Origin of the sequence: Geobacillus sp. 47C-IIb, from assembly GCF_014679705.1 — a bacterium.
GTDB lineage: Bacteria > Bacillota > Bacilli > Bacillales > Anoxybacillaceae > Geobacillus > Geobacillus thermodenitrificans.
Genome location: NZ_CP061473.1, coordinates 1030969 through 1049671, shown reverse-complemented (window position 1 = coordinate 1049671; position 18703 = coordinate 1030969). Strand labels below are relative to the sequence as shown.

Here is an 18703-nt window from a genome sequence, read left to right as displayed (position 1 = left end):
AATAAAATAAAATAGGAGTAAGGGGGGATTGTGATGGAAAAACGATGGCTCGCTCATTACCCACCGGAAATCCCACACACCTTGGATTATCCGATGAAAACGCTTCCTGATTATTTGCGAGAGACAGCGGAACAGTTTGGGGACCGAATAGCGATCGATTTTTTAGGGAAGACGGTGACGTTTCGCGAGCTGTATGAGCAGGCAATGACGTTTGCCCACTATTTGCGGGGGCTAGGTGTCAAGGAAGGCGATCGGGTAGCGGTGATGCTGCCGAACTGCCCTCAGGCAGTGATCAGCTATTACGGGACGCTCCTGGCCGGCGGCATCGTCGTGCAGACAAATCCGCTCTACACCGAATATGAACTGGAGTATCAGCTGAATGATAGCGGCGCATCCGTGTTGGTGACGATGGATTTGCTTTATCCGAAAGCGATAGCTATGAAAGGAAAAACGGCGGTCAAACATTGGATTGTGACAAGAATGCAAGATTATTTGCCGACGATCAAAAAATGGTTATATCCGCTCGTTCGGTGGAAGCAAAAGATGCCGTCAGTGCGGGTGGATGAGGGAGAGTCGGTTCACTTGTTCCGTTCCATCGTCAGTCGTCTTGAGACAGCGCCTCTTCAGGTCGCGATTGATCCGATGGAAGATATCGCCTTGCTTCAATATACAGGTGGCACGACAGGTCATCCGAAAGCGGCCATGCTGACGCATCACAATTTGATCGCAAATACATTGATGTGCGCCCATTGGGTGTATAAATGTGAAAAAGGAAAAGAAACAGTGCTTGGTATCTTGCCGTTTTTCCACGTATATGGGATGACGACGGTGATGAATTTGGCTATCATGCAAGCAAGCAAAATGGTGCTGCTGCCTCGATTCGACGTAAAACAAACATTGAAAACGATTGAGCGCACGCGGCCAACGATGTTTCCAGGTGCACCGACGATGTATATTGCGCTGCTGAACGACCCGGATTTATCGAAATATGATTTATCCTCCATTAATGTATGTATTAGCGGTTCTGCGCCGTTGCCTGTCGAAGTGCAGGAGCAGTTTGAGCGGGTGACTGGCGGAAAATTGATTGAAGGATATGGTCTGACAGAAGCATCACCCGTCACTCACAGTAATTTTCTTTGGGATGGCGAGCGGGTCAAAGGAAGCATTGGTGTGCCTTGGCCGGATACCGAAGCGAAAATCGTTTCATTGGAAACCGGTGAGGAGGTAAAGCCGGGGGAGATAGGGGAACTTGTTGTGCGCGGTCCGCAAGTGATGAAAGGCTATTGGAATCGGCCGGAAGAGACCGAGCAAGTGCTGCGTGATGGTTGGCTGTACACTGGCGATATCGGCTACATGGATGAGCGCGGTTATTTTTATATTGTCGACCGGAAAAAAGATGTTATTATCGCCGGTGGCTACAACATTTATCCGCGCGAAGTCGAGGAAGTGCTGTATGAACACCCGAAAGTGCAGGAAGCGGCCGTTATTGGCGTTCCTGATCCATATCGCGGTGAGACGGTAAAAGCGTTCATCGTTTTGAAACCAGGAGAGGAGTGCAGCGAACAAGAGCTAGATGCATTTATGCGCGAGCGCCTAGCCGCGTATAAAGTGCCGCGCCTATATGAGTTCCGAAGCGAGCTGCCGAAAACTGCGGTCGGAAAAATTTTACGGCGCGTTCTGGTGGAGGAAGAAAAAAAGAGCTTGACAAATCGACAGAACAGTCCGTAAAATAGGATTGTGAATGATTATTCATTCAGTTGGTGACAGGTGATGTTGAGAAAAGGAGAATGACGATTGCGTAGGGAGAAACCGAAGTTTAAGCAAATTATTGATGCAGCCGTCGTCGTCATCGCCGAACATGGCTATCATCAGGCGCAAGTGTCGAAAATCGCGAAGCAGGCTGGTGTCGCCGACGGCACGATCTACCTTTATTTCAAAAACAAAGAAGATATTTTAATCTCGCTTTTCCAAGAAAAAATGGGGTCGTTTATCGAGAAAATCGAGCAAGAAATAGAAGGAATTTCGAGTCCGCTAGAGAAATTGTATGTATTGGTGAGAACTCATTTTTCCGCCCTGGCTGATGATCCGCATATGGCGGTCGTGACGCAGCTTGAGCTGCGCCAGTCGAACAAAGAGCTGCGCCAACGCATCAATGAGGTGCTGAAAGGATATTTGCGGCTCATCGACAGCATCATCATCGAGGGAATGGAAAAAGGAGAATTCCGAAATGATCTAGACGTCCGGCTCACCCGGCAAATGATCTTCGGCACGATCGACGAGACGGTGACGACATGGGTCATGAATGAGCAAAAATACGACTTGGCTGCGCTCGCCGAGCCAGTGTACGAATTGCTTGCCAAAGGGTGCGCTGCTGGGCGTTGATGGAAGGCAGAAAGGGGAGAGGCATCATGGAGCATTTTCGCTTGACAAAAGAGGAATTCGTCGCTGTCGTGACGTTTTCGCGGCCGCCGGCGAATGCTCTTTCATCTGCTGTTTTGAAAGAGCTTTCAAATATCTTGGATGAGCTCGAGGCCGACTCGGACGTGCGTGTCGTGCTGTTGCATGGTGAAGGCCGGTTTTTCTCGGCTGGCGCGGATATTAAAGAGTTTACGTCCGTCGCTTCTGCCGAGGAAGCGTCCGCTTTGTCGCGCAACGGCCAGCTGGTTGTAGAGCGGATTGAGCGGTTTTCCAAGCCGGTGATTGCTGCTATTCATGGCGCCGCGTTGGGTGGAGGACTTGAGTTGGCGATGAGCTGCCATATTCGTTTGGTGACAGAAAATGCGAAGCTTGGCCTGCCAGAGCTGCAGCTTGGCATCATTCCAGGGTTTGCCGGCACGCAGCGGCTCGTGCGCTACGTTGGGTTCGGCAAGGCGGCGGAAATGATGTGGACAGGCGAGCCGATCACCGGCTTAGAGGCTGTGCAGTGGGGGCTGGCCAACAAGGCGGTGCCTGAAGAGCGGCTTCTTGATGAAGCGAAACAGTTAGCGCACAAAATCGCTGCAAAAAGCCCGCTTTCCGTTCGCGCCACGATTGAGCTTCTCAATGCGGCGAAAGAAAAATCGTTCGCTGAGGCGGTGCGCGACGAAGCGGAATGGTTTGGCCGTGTGTTTGTTTCCGAGGATGGGAGAGAAGGTGTGCAGGCGTTTTTAGAAAAACGTCCCCCCGTCTTTCAAGGGAAATAATCGCTATAAATGTCGGAATCTTGGCAACTGAAATAATGTTGGATCAAACTGAGGAGGGGAATGACATGAACATTTTTGTTTTGATGAAACGCACGTTCGACACCGAGGAGAAAATTACCATCAATAACGGCAAAATCAATGAGGAAGGTGCTGAATTCATCATCAACCCGTACGATGAATACGCCATTGAAGAGGCGATCCAAGTGCGCGACAAACATGGCGGTGAAGTGACGGTCGTCACCGTCGGCAGCGAGGAAGCGGAAAAAGAGTTGCGCACAGCGCTCGCCATGGGCTGCGACAAAGCGGTGCTCATCAATATTGAGGATGACGTCGAAGAGCAAGATCAATATACAACGGCGAAAGTGCTCGCTGAATATTTGAAAGATAAAAACCCGGATTTGATTTTAGCTGGTAATGTGGCGATTGACGGCGGCTCGGGGCAAGTCGGACCGCGCGTGGCTGAATTGCTTGGCATTCCATACGTGACGACGATTACGAAGCTTGACATTGCCGATGGCGGTAAAGTGACCGTTGTGCGTGACGTCGAGGGGGATGAGGAAGTGATCGAAACGTCGCTGCCGCTCCTTGTTACCGCTCAACAAGGGCTGAATGAGCCGCGCTATCCGTCGTTACCAGGCATTATGAAAGCGAAAAAGAAACCGCTTGACGAGCTCGAGCTCGATGACTTGGATCTTGACGAGGACGATGTCGAGGCGAAAACGAAAACGATCGAAGTGTTCTTGCCGCCGAAGCGGGAAGCGGGCAAAATTTTGCAAGGTGAGATTGCCGATCAAGTCAAAGAGCTTGTCGGGCTGCTCCGTTCCGAAGCGAAAGTCGTTTAAAGCGGCAGACGGTATGGTTGTTAGCGCTCTCTAACGGACGGAAAACATGAACAAAAGGGTAGGGGGACTGAAACATGGCACGCAAAGTATTAACATTAGCAGAAGTTCGCGACGGATCGCTGCGGAACGTTTCGTTTGAAGCGATCGCAGCAGCCAAAACGATCGCTGAAGGCGGGGAAGTCGTAGCGGCACTTGTCGGCGATCAAGTGCAAGCGCATGCAAATGAGCTGATTTTCCGCGGGGCGGATCGCGTCGTTGTCGTTGAGCATCCGAACTTGAAATTTTATACGTCCGACGGCTATTCGCAAGCGTTAAAAGCGGTGATCGATAAAGAACAGCCAGAAGCCATTGTCTTTGGTCATACAGCGCTTGGCAAAGACCTGTCGCCGAAGCTGGCCGTTAAACTTGACGCCGGTCTTGTTTCCGACGTGGTGGCAGTCGAAGAAGTAGGCGGCAACATTGTGTTCACGCGCCCGATCTACTCCGGTAAAGCGTTTGAAAAGAAAATCGTCACCGACGGCATCATGTTTGTGACGGTGCGTCCGAACAACATCGCATCGCTTGAGCGTGACGAATCGCGCTCCGGCAGCGTTGAATCATTGGCGGTCGAAATTAAAGATTTGCGCGCGATCGTCAAAGAAGTCGTCCGCAAAACCGCTGAAGGGGTCGACCTGACGGAAGCGAAAGTGATTGTCGCTGGCGGCCGCGGTGTGAAAAGCGCGGAAGGCTTCAAGCCGCTCCAAGAGCTGGCGGAAGTGTTGGGCGGCGCAGTCGGTGCGTCACGTGGAGCGTGCGATGCCGGCTATTGTGACTACTCGCTGCAAATCGGGCAAACCGGGAAAGTCGTAACACCAGATCTTTACATCGCCTGCGGTATCTCAGGTGCTATTCAGCATTTGGCAGGCATGTCGAACTCAAAAGTGATCGTCGCCATTAACAAAGACCCGGAAGCCAATATCTTTAAAGTCGCTGATTACGGCATTGTCGGCGATTTGTTTGAAGTCGTTCCTCTCCTCACGGAAGAGTTTAAAAAGCTGAAAGTGCATTCGTAATCGATTCAAACGGGTAGCGTGGTATGCGCTGCCCGTTTTTTCTTGGATAAATTGAACCGCGAAGCGAATATTAGAAACGAGGCAAAATATTCGCGTCGTTTTAAATTTCCATGGTATACTGTGCTTACAGCATTCTAGAATATGGGAGGGAATTCGCATGGCCATTATCAATGCGACAGACCAAACGTTCGCCGCGGAAACGAAAGACGGCGTCACTCTTGTCGACTTTTGGGCGCCATGGTGCGGTCCATGCCGTATGATCGCCCCGGTGCTTGAGGAGCTTGATCAAGAAATGGGCGACAAAGTGAAAATTGTCAAAGTCAACGTTGATGAAAACCAAGAAACAGCAGCAAAGTTCGGGGTGATGAGCATTCCGACGCTGCTCGTGTTTAAAAACGGCGAACTCGTTGATAAAGCCGTCGGCTACCAACCGAAAGAAGCACTTGCTCAGCTTGTCGGCAAACATGTGTAGTGATGGCATAGGAAAAATCCAGAGGCCTCTTCCTCTGGATTTTTATTTTTTGCTGAAAAATGGTTGACAGATGGCAGATAATTCTTTATATTTATAACCAACAATTCCTAGTGGTTAAGTTTGTTTTACGCCTGTTATTCATACTTTTTCTATCTATTTAGTTCTAATTAAGAGGGAGATCAAGAATGACGATCACGTACGTGTGTGAAAGCATTGCAAGAAATGAACAAAGGAGGGAAAAGCGATCATGAAAAACAAAGTGTTCTGGAAAACATTGGGTGGAATGTTAGCGGTCGCTTTATGGCTGGCGATGGCATCTGGATGCAATACATAACGAGTCTGCGAACGCCAAATCATCGTCATCCTCTCCGCCATCTAGCAAAGTCATCCGCATCGGCTATCAAAAATACGGGACACTCAACATGTTAAAAGCGCGTGGTGACTTGGAAAAACGGCTGAAAAAATTAGGCTACACCGTACAATGGGCGTTATTTCCGGGAGGTCCTCAACTGTTGGAAGCGATGAATGCCGGAAGCCTCGATTTTGGCCATACCGGTGAAGCGCCGCCAGTATTTGCTCAAGCGGCTGGTACACCGCTCTTGTATGTAGCGACGTCACCTCCCAATCCTGTGTCCGAGGCCATTTTAGTCAAAAAGGACTCGTCCATTCAGACAGTGGCGGATTTGAAAGGGAAAAAGGTGGCGTTAAACAAAGGATCGAATGTCCATTATTTGCTTGTGCAGGTGCTCAAAAAAGCGGGATTGACACTTTCTGACATTCAGCCGGTCTATTTGCCACCAGCCGATGCTCGCGCTGCATTTGAGCAGGGGAGCGTTGATGCGTGGGCCATTTGGGACCCGTTTTACGCCGCCGCTGAAAAGGGAGGAAAGGCTCGAGTGCTCGCTGACGGCCAAGGATTGGTAGCGAACCGTGAATTTTTCTTCGCTTCACGTTCATTCGCCAAACGCGAGCCAGAGTTGATTCAAGTCTTGCTCGAAGAATTGAAAAAAGTAGAGCAGTGGGCAAACAATGATCCGAAAGGTGTGGCTGAATTTTTAGCGCCCGAACTCGGCATTGATGAACAGGCGCTGGAAACGGCCTCGAGACGCCACGTTTATGGGATTGAACCGATCACGAATGAAGTGATTTCCCAACAGCAAATCATCGCCGACGAGTTTCATACACTCGGCCTGTTGCCCAAAAAGCTGATGGTAAAGGACGCAGTTTGGCATGACAGCCGTTGAACGAAAGCATCTTCGTGCGCCTAAAAGGGTTAATGAATGAGCGGGGAATGCAGCTTATCAACATAAAGAAACCGTGACTTTCGCTTTCCTTGAACATCACTTTATGACGGTTTTTCCACCTAAAAGTAGGTGATTTTAGTAGACAATGCTGATCAGCCCTTATTAAAAATGATGACTCATCTTTACACGAGAGCACTTTATTGGGGGAAATGGCTGTTTTTCACTAGCCTTTTAAGGTTTCGTAGGATGGGGGCTGGATGAGAAGAGGAAAGGGAGTGATGGAAGAATGAAAGAGTCCAAGAAGGTGAAATGGATTCATGAAAAGGTGGTACCATGGGGACTGCCGATCGTCTTGCTCGTTGCATGGCAGGGGGCAGTGGAGGCGGGATGGCTATCTTCAAGAGTGCTGCCGGCTCCGACTGACGTGGTGGCGGCTGCTTGGGATCTCTTAGAAAAAGGAGAGTTATGGCAACATTTATCGATCAGTTTTGGGCGTGCATTGATTGGATTTGCTATCGGCGGGTCACTCGGCTTTGTTCTTGGCTTGCTCAACGGGGTCGTTCGGCCGGCCGAACGATTGTTGGATACTTCAATCCAGATGATTCGAAATATTCCGCATTTGGCGATGATTCCGCTCGTCATTTTATGGTTTGGCATTGGGGAAGAAGCGAAAGTGTTTCTCGTTGCCATCGGGGTGCTTTTTCCAATTTATGTCAATACATTACATGGCATTCGCAATGTGGATGCGGGATTGTTGGAAATGGGTCGTGTCTATGGGCTTCGCCCGTGGCAGTTGTTTTGGCGTATTTGGCTGCCGGGCGCGTTATCGTCGATTTTGGTCGGTCTGCGCTATGCGCTGGGCATTATGTGGTTGACGTTAATCGTAGCGGAGACGATCGCTGCTGACCGCGGCATCGGGTATTTGGCCATGAATGCACGTGAATTTATGCAAACGGATGTCGTTGTGTTCAGTATTTTGCTTTACGCGCTGTTTGGCAAGCTCGCAGACAGCATTGCCCGCTTTTTGGAAAAACGCTGGCTTCGCTGGAATGTCAACTATCAAAATCGGTAACTGACACAAACGGAGTGGGAAAGGAGAGCGAGAGATGGAAACAGGACGAGGAGCAGAGCTCGTATTTGTGCAAGTGGCCAAACAGTTTGGCGATCAACAAGTGTTGCGCCGCATTGATTTAACGGTCAAACCGGGGGAGTTTATCGCCATTATTGGTCGCAGCGGCTGCGGAAAAAGCACACTATTGCGCTTGGCTGCCGGATTGGAGACGCCGACTTCCGGCATGATTCAGCTGGATGGACAGTTGCTTCATGGGTTGAATACAGCAGCTCGCGTCATGTTTCAAGATGCTCGTCTGTTGCCATGGCGGCGCGTCATCGACAATGTCGGCCTCGGGTTGAAAGGTGACTGGAAAGAACAAGCGATCACAGTGCTCGAACAAGTCGGTTTGGCAGACCGCGCGAAGGATTGGCCATCGGTGTTATCCGGCGGCCAGCGTCAACGGGTGGCGCTCGCCCGCGCATTGATCAGCCGTCCACAGTTGTTATTGCTTGATGAACCGCTCGGTGCGCTTGACGCGTTGACGAGAATTGAAATGCAGCGGCTGATCGAACGATTATGGAGAGAACAACGCTTTACGGCTTTGTTGGTCACGCATGATGTTGATGAAGCAGTGATGTTGGCGGACCGCGTCGTGCTCATTGAGGACGGGGAATGCGCGCTTGATTTGCCTGTGCGCTTGCCGCGACCGCGTCAGCGCGGCGATGCGGCGTTTGCTGATTTGGTCGATACAATTTTGCGCCGCATTTTAAGCACAGAATCTGATGAGAAAGTCATCGCCGCGTCTTCGATGAGTGAGAAAAGGAGGGCGCTATAGACAGTGAAAAGAAGGCTCCTTTTGTTTTCGGTGTTGAGTGCATTCCTGTTGTTGGTAGCTTGCGGCCAAGAACGTTCTGCTTCCTTGTCTTCTCCTAAACAGTCGGCATCGACGGATTCTTGGCCGAAAGAATTGCACGTCGGCTTTCAAAAATCATCATTTTCTCTCTTTTTGAAAGAGAAGGGGTACTTGGAAAAACAACTGCAAAAGCATGGGGTGCAAGTGAAATGGTTTGAATTCCAATCTGGCCCTCCGTTGCTCGAGGCATTAAATGCTGGGCAAATCGACATCGGCTATGTCGGAGGAGCACCCGCTGTGTTGGCGCAGGCAAATCCAGGTTCAAAATTGGTTTATATTGCATATGAACCAGAAGTGGCGCGGGCGATTATTGTGCCGAAAACATCACCGATTCGTACAGTGGCGGACTTGAAAGGGAAAAGAGTGGCCTTTGGAAAAGGATCTAGCGCCCATTATACGCTGTTGACTGCATTGGAAACAGCCGGGCTCACGTTGGATGATATTTCCCAGGTATATTTGCAACCGGCTGAGGCGCGTACGGCGTTTGAGCGTGGTGATGTTGATGCTTGGGCCATCTGGGATCCGTTTTTGGCTGATGCGGAAGTGAATGGCGGAGCGCGTGTTTTGATTGATGCAAATGGGTTGCCGAAGCAATACGGATTGATTGTTGGACGGAAAGAGTATGTCAAGCAATATCGGAAAGTGGCGGATGTGGTTATCAAGGAGTTAGGAAAAGTCCATCAAGAGATTCAATCCTCCCCGGATGAAGCGGCCCGTCTACTGGCCAAAGAAACAAAAATCGGTGAAGACATTTGGAAAAAAACATTAAGTCGGAGAGGATACGGGGTGTTTCCGCTGACAAAGGAGGTGATCGATGCCCAACAGCGTATCGCTGATCGATTTTATGAACTCGGGCTTATTCCGAAAACAATCAAGGTGCGGGATGCGGTCATTGCCGAGCAATAAAAAACGATGGGAGGAAAACGGAATGGCAGTGGTAACGATTGTTTCTGGCAGCCCGTCACACACGTCGAAAACGAATCAGGTGGCCGAATGGGTGAAGGGGCAATTGCAACAGCTCGGTCACACGGTGCATTTCATTCGCTTGCGCGATTTGCCTGCTGAGGACTTGCTCTATGCTCGCTCATCGAGTGACCCGATTGCCCAAACGCATCAATGGATCCACCAGTCCAAAGCGGTCATTGTGCTTAGTCCGGTCTATAAAGGAAGTTACACGGGCATTTTAAAAGCGTATTTGGATTTGCTGCCGGAAAAAGCATTTGCCGGGAAGCTCATTGTACCGATTGTGACTGGGGGAACGATTGCGCATCTGTTGGCGATCGAATACGCACTCAAGCCGATTTTCTCGATTTTAGGTGCGCGGGAAATTCTGCATGGGGTCTTTATTTTAGATTGGACGTTGGGGCACGATAGCGAAGGACGCCTTGTTCTTTCTGATGACTTACTATCGCGGATGGAAGAAGTCATTCATTCCGTTTCTTAGATAAACGAAAAAACGGTTATTTAAATAAGGGGGAAACCAATGATGGAGTTGCTGTGGTTCATTCCTTCTCATGGTGATGGGCGATATTTAGGAACGACTAAAGGCGGTCGCTCTCCTGAGTACAGTTATTTCAAACAAGTCGCCCAAGCAGCCGACCGCTTAGGATATACGGGCGTGCTCATTCCAACCGGCAAATCGTGCGAAGATCCTTGGCTGCTCGCTTCGGCATTGGCGGCTGAAACCAACCGTTTGCGCTTTCTTGTCGCTGTCCGTCCCGGATTGATGACGCCGACGTTGGCTGCCCGCATGGCGTCTACATTGGACCGCATTTCGGATGGGCGGCTGCTCATTAACGTTGTGGCGGGGGGAGATCCTGTTGAGCTCGCAGGTGATGGGTTATTTTTATCCCATGATGAGCGGTATGAGGCAACCGATGAATTTTTGACGGTTTGGCGCCGATTGCTTGCAGGAGAAGAAGTGACGTTGAGTGGAAAACATGTGTCGGTCAAGGGAGCCAAACTGCTATTTCCAGCGGTGCAAAAGCCGTATCCGCCCATCTTTTTTGGCGGATCGTCGGATGCCGGCCAACGGGTTGCGGCGCGCCATGCGGATGTGTATTTGACCTGGGGCGAGCCTCCTGAACAGGTGAAAGACAAAATCGAACGGGTAAGGGAGCTTGCTCGTCAAGAAGGCAGAAAAATCGAATTTGGCGTTCGTCTCCATATCATCGTTCGTGAGACGGAAAAAGAAGCATGGGAAGCGGCAGAGCGATTGATTCGATATGTCGATGACCGGACGATTGAAGAGGCGCAACGGGTATTTGCTCGCTACGATTCGGTGGGACAGCAACGGATGCGGCAGCTGCACGGCGGAAAGCGGGATTCGTTGGAGATCAGTCCAAATCTATGGGCTGGGGTAGGATTGGTGCGCGGGGGTGCGGGCACGGCTCTCGTCGGCGATCCGGAAACAGTGGCTGCTCGACTGCGTGAGTACGAGCAGTTGGGAATCCGGTATTTCATTTTATCTGGCTACCCACATTTAGAGGAAGCGTATCGGGTAGCAGAACTGCTCTTCCCGCTGTTGCCGCTGACGTCTCGTCGCACCAGTTCTGCGATCCAAGGTGAAGTGGTAGGGAATGAGTTTTTTCCGACGTTTATTAAAGTGTGAGCATTTTTCAGAATGGAGGGATTCTCAAGTCGAGAATTCCTCCATCTTTTTGTTTTTTACGGATTCTTCGCGACTTTCTCTAGTGGCTTATGGTACGATGCTAATGGATGATAGAAATGAATAACGAGATGAAATCAACGAAAGCGGCGGTGACCGGAGGAACGGAATTTATCGGCAGCCATTTGGCCGCATGTTTGCAAGAATAATGGAAATTGATAGTTTCCATCCATACTATTCTGTTGAAAGGAAAGAGCGGCAGTTTCAAGTGCTTACCAGTGGCTGGGTGCCGCGAGTTCGCTTGGACTTGCTTGATGGGGAACAGACGAAAAGTTTCCCCCGATATCGTCTTTCATTTGGCCGCGCTGCCAGGCGTGCTGTATTGGCTTAAGCATATTGATTATGAGAAACGTCACTGCAGCTGGAGAATCGAGAGTCCGTCATGCACTGCTCATCGAGCTGCGACAGCATTTCCCGGACATGAAAATTGTGCGGATGCTGGAACGAAAAGGCGAAGGGAAAGTGACGTGGGCGAATATTACGAAGGCGAAATGAGCGTTTGGCTACGATTCGAGGGCGCCGTTTGTCGAAGGGTTGGCCCGGACGCGGGCGATGGCGTAGGCGCACGAACATGAGCGATCGGTGTGCCGCTTATGACGTGCATGACACAGCCGTTTGTGGTATGTATATGGGAAGATACGATTATATTCGACGATTTGGCGTGCTGTTTCCGTATAAATATGTATTCCATTTTTTCTTCTATTATTTGTAAGACAAAGAGAACGGTCGCCATGCTACAATTGATATAGCAAACCATGTTGTGGGCAGGTTTCGCGTCCAGAGGGCCGACCTATCCAGCTATGTGCGGAGAGGGAAAACGTATCGTTCAAGTTCGCTCGACGATCCGGTGTATGGGACGATTACGCTGGGCGAATGGGTCGAGGAATAGGATGGAGTGATGACCATGAACGACCGGCTGAAAGAAAAGCTGTCCGTGCTGCCAGAGCAGCCGGGCTGCTATTTAATGAAAGACAAACACGGAACGGTCATTTACGTCGGCAAGGCGAAGTCGCTGAAAGCGCGCGTCCGCTCGTATTTTACCGGGACGCACGAAGGCAAGACGCAGCGACTTGTCGAGGAAATTGCCGATTTTGAATATATTGTTACCTCATCAAATGCCGAGGCGCTCATTTTGGAAATGAACTTGATTAAAAAGCATGACCCGAAATACAACGTCATGCTGAAAGGCGATGAAAGTTATCCATTTATTAAAATTACCGCAGAAAAGCATCCGCGATTGCTTATTACCCGCAAAGTGAAAAAAGACGGCGGCAAATATTTCGGTCCGTACCCGAACGTGCAGGCGGCCCGCGAAACGAAAAAGTTGCTCGACCGTTTATATCCGCTCCGCAAATGCTCGACGCTGCCTTCGCGTGTTTGCTTATATTACCATATGGGACAGTGTCTTGCTCCGTGCGTTTACCCGGTGTCGGATGAGCAAAACAAAGCCATGGTCGAGCAAGTCGTTCGTTTTTTAAACGGTGGCTATCAAGAGGTAAAGCGGGAGCTGACGGAAAAAATGCATCAGGCGGCCGAAGCGCTCGAGTTTGAGCGGGCGAAAGAATACCGTGACCAAATCGCGGCGATTGAGATGACGATGGAAAAACAAAAAATCGTGTTCAACGATTTCATCGATCGCGATGTGTTCGGCTATGCATATGACAAAGGTTGGATGTGCGTACAAGTGTTTTTCCTTCGCCAAGGGAAGCTGATTGAGCGCGATGTGTCCATTTTCCCTCTTTACCAAGACCCGGATGAGGAAATGCTCACATTTTTAGGTCAGTTTTATACGAAGGCACACCATTTAAAGCCAAAAGAAGTTGTCTTGCCGACCGACATCGACGGTGAGCTCGTCCGCGAGCTGCTTGGCGTCCATGTCGTTCAGCCGAAAAAAGGGAAGAAAAAAGAACTGATCGAGCTGGCGAACAAAAATGCTGCCATCGCCTTGAAAGAAAAGTTTTATTTTATTGAACGCGATGAAGAAAGGACGATTAAAGCGATCGAACGGCTCGGGGAGCTGCTCGGCATTCCGACGCCGCGCCGCATTGAGGCGTTTGATAACTCGAACATATACGGAGCCGATCCGGTCTCAGCGCTCGTTGTCTTCCTTGACGGCAAGCCGGCGAAAAAAGAGTACCGGAAATATAAGGTGAAAACGGTCGAGGGGCCGAACGACTATGAGTCGATGCGCGAAGTCGTGCGCCGACGCTATACACGCGTGCTGAAAGAAAGACTGCCGCTTCCTGATTTGATCATTATCGATGGCGGAAAAGGCCATTTGTCCGCAGTGCGCGATGTACTTGAAAACGAACTCGGCCTCGATGTACCGCTCGCCGGGCTGGCGAAAGACGAAAAACATCGCACATCGGAGCTTATTGCTGGTGACCCGCCAGCCGTTGTGCCGCTTGACAGGCAAAGCCAAGAGTTTTATTTGCTGCAACGCATTCAAGATGAAGTGCACCGGTTTGCGGTGACGTTCCACCGTCAGACGCGGCAAAAAACGATGCTCCATTCCATTCTTGATGACATCCCTGGTGTCGGGGCAAAGCGAAAAAAGGCGTTATTAAACTATTTTGGCTCCGTGAAAAAAATGAAAGAGGCGACGGTGGAAGAGCTGCAGCGGGCAAACATCCCGCGGTCGGTGGCGGAGAAAATTTATGAAAAACTGCACGAATAATGGCGCAAAGGGCGTCCCAGAGGGTTGGGACGCCCTTTGTTCACTTGATTCTCCTTGTCGGAGAAGCCTTTTGTGTTTGTTGTCGAAAACGTGAGGCAATCAATCAATCGATTGCTTTCGATCCCATTTTACTAAAATGCGCGCCTTGCCGGCCTGCTTTGATGGCATTTCGACTGCTTCGGTGACGAACCGTTTTTGCTGCTCAATTTGCTGGGCGAGAAATCCGGCTTCCAGCTGAAATGTGCAGTCGTCGTATAAGGAAAGGCGGGCAGAGATAATCGGACCGGACAGCTCGATATGCAGTTCATCTTTCCGCTCTTCGCCAATCGATATCGTTCCCCAGCCGGCCCGTTCAAAAAAAGCGGCGATGTCTTCTAGGGTAGCAAGTGGATAGCGGCGCGCCAGCTGCTTGCCGGCCCAATACAAAAGCCCTGCGCTATCTTTGCCGAACAGCTCGGGAAGAAGTGAATGGCGGAGCAGCTCGGTGCCAAATGCGGAAAGCGCGATGGATTCAAATGCTTGATACTGTTCGTCTAATGATGGCTGTTTCATCATCTTCCCCTCTTTCTATCCATTTCCTCATTATAGCTGAACTGATGGCGGCGTGCACGCCCTTTCTTAAAGAAAGGATAAATATGAGAATGTTTGAACATTTTGTGACGATGTTTTCTTGACGCTTGTACGATGTGGGAGTACAATGAATGTGACAAAGCGAATATGGAAATGGAAGGCGTTTCTGTTTCCATTCTTTAGCGAGGGGGCACGCATTTTATTACTAGTCAAAAGGGGGCTTACATATGGCAGGGAATCGCGAGTTTTATTACCGCCGGCTCCATTCGCTGCTTGGGGTTATTCCCGTTGGCATTTTTTTAGTGCAGCACTTGATCGTCAACCATTTTGCGACGCGTGGGCCGGAAGCGTTTAACCGAGCGGCTGCATTTATGGAGAATTTGCCGTTCCGTATTTTCTTAGAAATTTTTGTTATTCTTCTTCCATTGGTGTTCCACGCTGTATACGGTATTTATATTGCGTTTACAGCCAAATTCAACACCCGTCAGTACGGCTATTTCCGTAACTGGATGTTTATGCTTCAGCGGATCACAGGGATTATTACGTTGATTTTTGTCGTCTGGCATGTGTATGAAACAAGGGTGCAAGCTGCCTTTGGTGCCGAAGTGAACTATGATATGATGGCGAATATCGTCGATAATCCGATCATGCTTTGGTTTTATATTGTCGGAATTTTATCAACCGTGTTTCACTTCGCTAACGGTTTATGGTCGTTCTTTGTCAGCTGGGGGTTAATCGTGTCTCCTCGTTCACAACAAGTGTTTACGTACATTACGATGATTATCTTTTTCGCAATTTCGATTATCGGTATTCGCGCCATTTTAGCATTTGCGTAGGACAATCCTTTCATTCGAGACGTTTTGATGATGAACCGCTGCGTTGGCTGATAACGGATCGCGTTGCAGCCGTTCGTCGAACGACCGCTTGGTCGATGGGGCGAATCGGCGGAGCAAACCGTGGATATTGAAGCAAAAGCAGCAATTTTCTAGGGAGTGAGTAGCCATGAAAAAAGGAAAAATCATCGTTGTTGGCGGCGGATTGGCCGGCTTGATGGCCACGATTAAAATCGCCGAAGCAGGAGTGCCTGTCGAGTTGTTTTCACTCGTTCCAGTAAAGCGTTCTCACTCCGTCTGTGCCCAAGGAGGCATTAACGGAGCGGTCAATACGAAAGGTGAGGGTGACTCGCCGTGGGAACATTTTGACGATACCGTCTACGGCGGCGACTTTTTGGCGAACCAGCCTCCGGTCAAAGCGATGTGTGAGGCGGCGCCGGGCATCATTTACATGCTCGATCGGATGGGTGTCATGTTCAACCGCACGCCGGAAGGATTGCTCGATTTCCGTCGTTTCGGGGGAACGCAGCATCACCGCACTGCTTACGCTGGAGCAACGACTGGTCAGCAAATTTTGTATGCGCTTGATGAGCAAGTGCGTCGCCATGAAGTAGCAGGCCTTGTCACGAAATATGAGCATTGGGAATTTTTGGGTGTTGTTTTAGATGATGAACAAATTTGCCGCGGCATCGTCGCACAAGACTTGCGGTCCATGGAAATTAAAGCGTTTCCGGCTGATGCGGTCATTTTGGCGACCGGTGGTCCGGGGATCATCTTTGGAAAATCGACGAACTCGGTCATCAATACTGGTTCGGCCGCATCGATCGCTTACCAACAAGGTGTCTATTACGCAAACGGTGAGTTTATCCAAATTCATCCGACCGCGATTCCGGGCGATGACAAGCTTCGGTTGATGAGCGAATCGGCGCGCGGAGAGGGCGGACGCGTCTGGACGTACAAAGACGGAAAACCGTGGTACTTCCTCGAAGAAAAGTATCCGGCTTACGGAAACTTAGTGCCACGCGACATCGCCGCTCGGGAAATTTTCCATGTGTGCGTCGACTTGAAGCTTGGCATTAACGGCGAAAACATGGTGTATTTGGATCTTTCCCATAAAGATCCGAAAGAGCTGGATGTTAAGCTTGGCGGTATTATTGAAATTTATGAGAAATTCATGGGCGAAGATCCGCGCAAAGTGCCGATGAAAGTGTTCCCGGCCGTTCACTATTCGATGGGCGGTTTATGGGTCGATTATGATCAAATGACGAACATTAAAGGGTTGTTTGCCGCAGGTGAGTGCGATTATTCTATTCACGGCGCGAACCGCCTTGGTGCGAACTCGCTGCTCTCAGCTATTTATGGCGGAATGGTCGCCGGCCCGAATGCTGTTCGTTACATCCGCGGCCTTGAAAAATCGGCCGATGCGTTGCCGTCGACGCTCTTTGACAGCTATGTCAAACAAGAACAAGAAAAATGGGAAAACATCCTGTCGATGGACGGCACGGAAAACGCTTATGTGCTGCATAAAGAACTCGGCGAATGGATGACAGCGAACGTGACGATCGTCCGCTACAACGACCGGCTGCTGAAGACGGACGAAAAAATTCAAGAGCTGATGGAGCGGTATAAAAACATTAGCGTCACTGACACGGCAAAATGGAGCAACCAAGGGGCAACATTTATCCGTCAGCTGTACAACATGCTGCAACTCGCCCGTGTCATTACACTTGGCGCGTACAATCGCAATGAAAGCCGCGGAGCGCACTACAAACCGGAGTTTCCGGAGCGCAATGACAAAGAGTGGCTGAAAACGACGATGGCTCGCTATACGCCAGACGGTCCGTCGTTCCATTACGAAGACGTCGATGTTTCGTTGATTAAGCCGCGCAAACGCGACTACAGCAAAAAGAAAGAGGAAGTGAAGTAAGATGAGCGAGAACAAAACGGTTCGATTCATCATTACGCGCCAAGATCGTCCGGACTCTGCACCATATGAAGAAGAGTTTGTCATCCCGTACCGTCCGAACATGAACGTCATTTCGGCGCTCATGGAAATTCGCCGCAATCCGGTTAACGCCAAAGGGGAAAAAACAACACCAGTCGTTTGGGAAATGAACTGTTTGGAAGAAGTGTGCGGAGCATGTTCGATGGTGATTAACGGCAAGCCGCGCCAAGCGTGTGCGGCCTTGATCGACCAGCTTGAGCAGCCGATCCGCCTCGAGCCGATGCGCACGTTCCCAGTCATCCGTGACTTGGCGATCGACCGTAGCCGGATGTTTGACGCCTTAAAGAGAGTAAAAGCGTGGATCCCGATCGACGGGACGTATGACTTAGGTCCTGGCCCGCGCATGCCGGAGCGGAAACGGCAGTGGGCATACGAGTTGTCAAAATGCATGACGTGCGGCGTGTGCCTTGAGGCGTGTCCGAATGTCAACAGCAAGTCGAACTTTATCGGCCCGGCGCCGCTGTCGCAAGTGCGGCTGTTCAACGCCCATCCGACCGGAGCGATGCATAAAGCGGAACGGCTGCGGACTATTATGGGCGACGGCGGCTTGGCGAACTGCGGCAACTCACAAAACTGTGTGCAATCATGCCCGAAAGGCATTCCGCTGACAACATCGATCGCCGCTTTAAACCGTGATACGACGATTCAAATGTTCCGCGATTTCTTCGGCAGCGACGAAGTATAATGAGGACGATATCCATCCCCTTCATGGTCAGCCATGAAGGGGATTTCTTGTCCTAGGTGCCGGATGGATACCGCCTGTCGGGCGGATGCAGCCTGCTGATCGTTTGTCCTAGCGCATGGAAAAAGTGAAGAAAAAAGACCCATTTTTCTATTAGATAAGCAAATTTTCGTCACCGCCGCCCTTGCTCTCACATACTATATGGTGAGTAAATACCCATCCGGCAGTTCGGGCCCATTGAGAGCAAGGAGGGTTACAACCGTTGAAGGATAAATCGTTTCAATCGAAGCCGCTGTTGACAAAGAGAGAGAAAGAAGTTTTTGAATTGCTCGTCCAAGATAAGACGACGAAAGAAATCGCTAAAGAGCTGTTTATCAGCGAGAAAACCGTTCGCAACCATATTTCGAATGCGATGCAAAAGCTTGGAGTCAAGGGGCGCTCACAGGCTGTCATCGAATTGCTTCGAATGGGCGAACTTGAACTATAAAACGATGCCGATGTTCCCTTTT

The 18703-nt window shown here is 50.2% G+C and carries 20 protein-coding genes and 1 pseudogene; 20 read left to right on the top strand and 1 reads right to left on the bottom strand.

Annotated elements, in window-relative coordinates; translation table 11 throughout:
- Nucleotides 1–33: 33 nt before the first annotated feature.
- From IC804_RS05325 to uvrC, 16 genes and pseudogenes are all read left to right on the top strand, one after another.
- Nucleotides 34–1728 carry a long-chain-fatty-acid--CoA ligase gene (locus IC804_RS05325; RefSeq protein WP_008881146.1) on the top strand — a complete coding sequence of 565 codons (1695 nt, stop codon included), beginning with the start codon at nt 34–36 and terminating at the stop codon, nt 1726–1728.
- Nucleotides 1729–1794: 66 nt separating this feature from the next.
- The gene (locus IC804_RS05320; protein WP_008881145.1) at nt 1795–2382 is read left to right on the top strand and encodes a fatty acid metabolism transcriptional regulator FadR; all 588 of its coding nucleotides are present in this window, start codon (nt 1795–1797) and stop codon (nt 2380–2382) included.
- Nucleotides 2383–2408: 26 nt separating this feature from the next.
- A complete protein-coding gene (locus tag IC804_RS05315) occupies nt 2409–3182 on the top strand; it encodes an enoyl-CoA hydratase (protein WP_008881144.1) in 774 nt (257 codons plus the stop codon).
- A 65-nt stretch (nt 3183–3247) separates the two neighbouring features.
- On the top strand, nt 3248–4024 hold the full coding sequence (locus IC804_RS05310; RefSeq protein WP_008881143.1) for an electron transfer flavoprotein subunit beta/FixA family protein: 777 nt from the start codon (nt 3248–3250) through the stop codon (nt 4022–4024).
- Between the two features lie 74 nt (nt 4025–4098).
- The gene (locus IC804_RS05305; protein ID WP_011887935.1) at nt 4099–5076 is read left to right on the top strand and encodes an electron transfer flavoprotein subunit alpha/FixB family protein; all 978 of its coding nucleotides are present in this window, start codon (nt 4099–4101) and stop codon (nt 5074–5076) included.
- 157 nt (nt 5077–5233) lie between these two features.
- Nucleotides 5234–5548, top strand: coding sequence for a thioredoxin (trxA, locus tag IC804_RS05300; RefSeq protein WP_008881141.1), 315 nt, complete (start codon nt 5234–5236; stop codon nt 5546–5548).
- A 247-nt stretch (nt 5549–5795) separates the two neighbouring features.
- Nucleotides 5796–6792, top strand: a pseudogene (locus tag IC804_RS05295) (sulfonate ABC transporter substrate-binding protein).
- 286 nt (nt 6793–7078) lie between these two features.
- Nucleotides 7079–7864 (top strand): aliphatic sulfonate ABC transporter permease SsuC, encoded by a 786-nt coding sequence (ssuC, locus tag IC804_RS05290; protein ID WP_081156918.1) that lies wholly within the window; start codon nt 7079–7081, stop codon nt 7862–7864.
- A 34-nt stretch (nt 7865–7898) separates the two neighbouring features.
- Nucleotides 7899–8681, top strand: a complete 783-nt coding sequence (locus IC804_RS05285; protein ID WP_008881138.1) for an ATP-binding cassette domain-containing protein — start codon at nt 7899–7901, stop codon at nt 8679–8681.
- A 189-nt stretch (nt 8682–8870) separates the two neighbouring features.
- Nucleotides 8871–9665, top strand: a complete 795-nt coding sequence (locus IC804_RS05280) for an aliphatic sulfonate ABC transporter substrate-binding protein (protein ID WP_223812895.1) — start codon at nt 8871–8873, stop codon at nt 9663–9665.
- Nucleotides 9666–9687: 22 nt separating this feature from the next.
- Nucleotides 9688–10203 (top strand): NADPH-dependent FMN reductase, encoded by a 516-nt coding sequence (gene ssuE / locus IC804_RS05275; protein WP_008881136.1) that lies wholly within the window; start codon nt 9688–9690, stop codon nt 10201–10203.
- Nucleotides 10204–10245: 42 nt separating this feature from the next.
- Entirely contained in the window at nt 10246–11370 is a 1125-nt protein-coding gene (gene ssuD / locus IC804_RS05270) for an FMNH2-dependent alkanesulfonate monooxygenase (RefSeq protein ID WP_029760634.1), read from the top strand.
- Nucleotides 11371–11575: 205 nt separating this feature from the next.
- The gene (locus tag IC804_RS18475; protein ID WP_223812894.1) at nt 11576–11758 is read left to right on the top strand and encodes a hypothetical protein; all 183 of its coding nucleotides are present in this window, start codon (nt 11576–11578) and stop codon (nt 11756–11758) included.
- Nucleotides 11759–11769: 11 nt separating this feature from the next.
- A complete protein-coding gene (locus IC804_RS18470; RefSeq protein ID WP_223812893.1) occupies nt 11770–11922 on the top strand; it encodes a hypothetical protein in 153 nt (50 codons plus the stop codon).
- Between the two features lie 76 nt (nt 11923–11998).
- Nucleotides 11999–12139 (top strand): hypothetical protein, encoded by a 141-nt coding sequence (locus IC804_RS05260; RefSeq protein WP_157663127.1) that lies wholly within the window; start codon nt 11999–12001, stop codon nt 12137–12139.
- A gap of 192 nt (nt 12140–12331) precedes the next feature.
- Entirely contained in the window at nt 12332–14104 is a 1773-nt protein-coding gene (gene uvrC / locus IC804_RS05255; RefSeq protein ID WP_008881134.1) for an excinuclease ABC subunit UvrC, read from the top strand.
- Nucleotides 14105–14203: 99 nt separating this feature from the next.
- On the opposite strand, the gene IC804_RS05250 is transcribed toward uvrC, so the two are convergent.
- A complete protein-coding gene (locus IC804_RS05250) occupies nt 14204–14656 on the bottom strand; it encodes a YslB family protein (protein WP_029760636.1) in 453 nt (150 codons plus the stop codon).
- Between the two features lie 245 nt (nt 14657–14901).
- Here IC804_RS05250 and IC804_RS05245 point away from each other — a divergent pair, with 245 nt between their 5' ends.
- From IC804_RS05245 to IC804_RS05230, 4 genes are all read left to right on the top strand, one after another.
- Nucleotides 14902–15510, top strand: a complete 609-nt coding sequence (locus tag IC804_RS05245; RefSeq protein ID WP_008881132.1) for a succinate dehydrogenase cytochrome b558 subunit — start codon at nt 14902–14904, stop codon at nt 15508–15510.
- 166 nt (nt 15511–15676) lie between these two features.
- A complete protein-coding gene (gene sdhA, locus IC804_RS05240) occupies nt 15677–17434 on the top strand; it encodes a succinate dehydrogenase flavoprotein subunit (protein WP_008881131.1) in 1758 nt (585 codons plus the stop codon).
- Between the two features lies 1 nt (nt 17435).
- A complete protein-coding gene (sdhB, locus tag IC804_RS05235) occupies nt 17436–18197 on the top strand; it encodes a succinate dehydrogenase iron-sulfur subunit (RefSeq protein ID WP_008881130.1) in 762 nt (253 codons plus the stop codon).
- A gap of 259 nt (nt 18198–18456) precedes the next feature.
- Nucleotides 18457–18681 (top strand): helix-turn-helix domain-containing protein, encoded by a 225-nt coding sequence (locus tag IC804_RS05230; RefSeq protein ID WP_008881129.1) that lies wholly within the window; start codon nt 18457–18459, stop codon nt 18679–18681.
- Nucleotides 18682–18703: the final 22 nt, after the last annotated feature.

Excerpts from the sequence above, each read along its gene's own strand:
- ssuD (WP_029760634.1), top strand. The coding sequence starts at position 10,246 with ATGGAGTTGCTGTGGTTCATTCCTTCTCATGGTGATGGGCGATATTTA.
- IC804_RS05325 (WP_008881146.1), top strand. The coding sequence starts at position 34 with ATGGAAAAACGATGGCTCGCTCATTACCCACCGGAAATCCCACACACC.
- IC804_RS05310 (WP_008881143.1), top strand. The coding sequence starts at position 3,248 with ATGAACATTTTTGTTTTGATGAAACGCACGTTCGACACCGAGGAGAAA.
- ssuC (WP_081156918.1), top strand. The coding sequence starts at position 7,079 with ATGAAAGAGTCCAAGAAGGTGAAATGGATTCATGAAAAGGTGGTACCA.
- IC804_RS05250 (WP_029760636.1), bottom strand. The coding sequence starts at position 14,656 with ATGAAACAGCCATCATTAGACGAACAGTATCAAGCATTTGAATCCATC.
- IC804_RS05315 (WP_008881144.1), top strand. The coding sequence starts at position 2,409 with ATGGAGCATTTTCGCTTGACAAAAGAGGAATTCGTCGCTGTCGTGACG.
- trxA (WP_008881141.1), top strand. The coding sequence starts at position 5,234 with ATGGCCATTATCAATGCGACAGACCAAACGTTCGCCGCGGAAACGAAA.
- IC804_RS18475 (WP_223812894.1), top strand. The coding sequence starts at position 11,576 with ATGGAAATTGATAGTTTCCATCCATACTATTCTGTTGAAAGGAAAGAG.
- IC804_RS18470 (WP_223812893.1), top strand. The coding sequence starts at position 11,770 with ATGAGAAACGTCACTGCAGCTGGAGAATCGAGAGTCCGTCATGCACTG.
- IC804_RS05245 (WP_008881132.1), top strand. The coding sequence starts at position 14,902 with ATGGCAGGGAATCGCGAGTTTTATTACCGCCGGCTCCATTCGCTGCTT.
- ssuE (WP_008881136.1), top strand. The coding sequence starts at position 9,688 with ATGGCAGTGGTAACGATTGTTTCTGGCAGCCCGTCACACACGTCGAAA.
- uvrC (WP_008881134.1), top strand. The coding sequence starts at position 12,332 with ATGAACGACCGGCTGAAAGAAAAGCTGTCCGTGCTGCCAGAGCAGCCG.
- sdhB (WP_008881130.1), top strand. The coding sequence starts at position 17,436 with ATGAGCGAGAACAAAACGGTTCGATTCATCATTACGCGCCAAGATCGT.
- IC804_RS05305 (WP_011887935.1), top strand. The coding sequence starts at position 4,099 with ATGGCACGCAAAGTATTAACATTAGCAGAAGTTCGCGACGGATCGCTG.
- sdhA (WP_008881131.1), top strand. The coding sequence starts at position 15,677 with ATGAAAAAAGGAAAAATCATCGTTGTTGGCGGCGGATTGGCCGGCTTG.
- IC804_RS05260 (WP_157663127.1), top strand. The coding sequence starts at position 11,999 with ATGAGCGATCGGTGTGCCGCTTATGACGTGCATGACACAGCCGTTTGT.
- IC804_RS05285 (WP_008881138.1), top strand. The coding sequence starts at position 7,899 with ATGGAAACAGGACGAGGAGCAGAGCTCGTATTTGTGCAAGTGGCCAAA.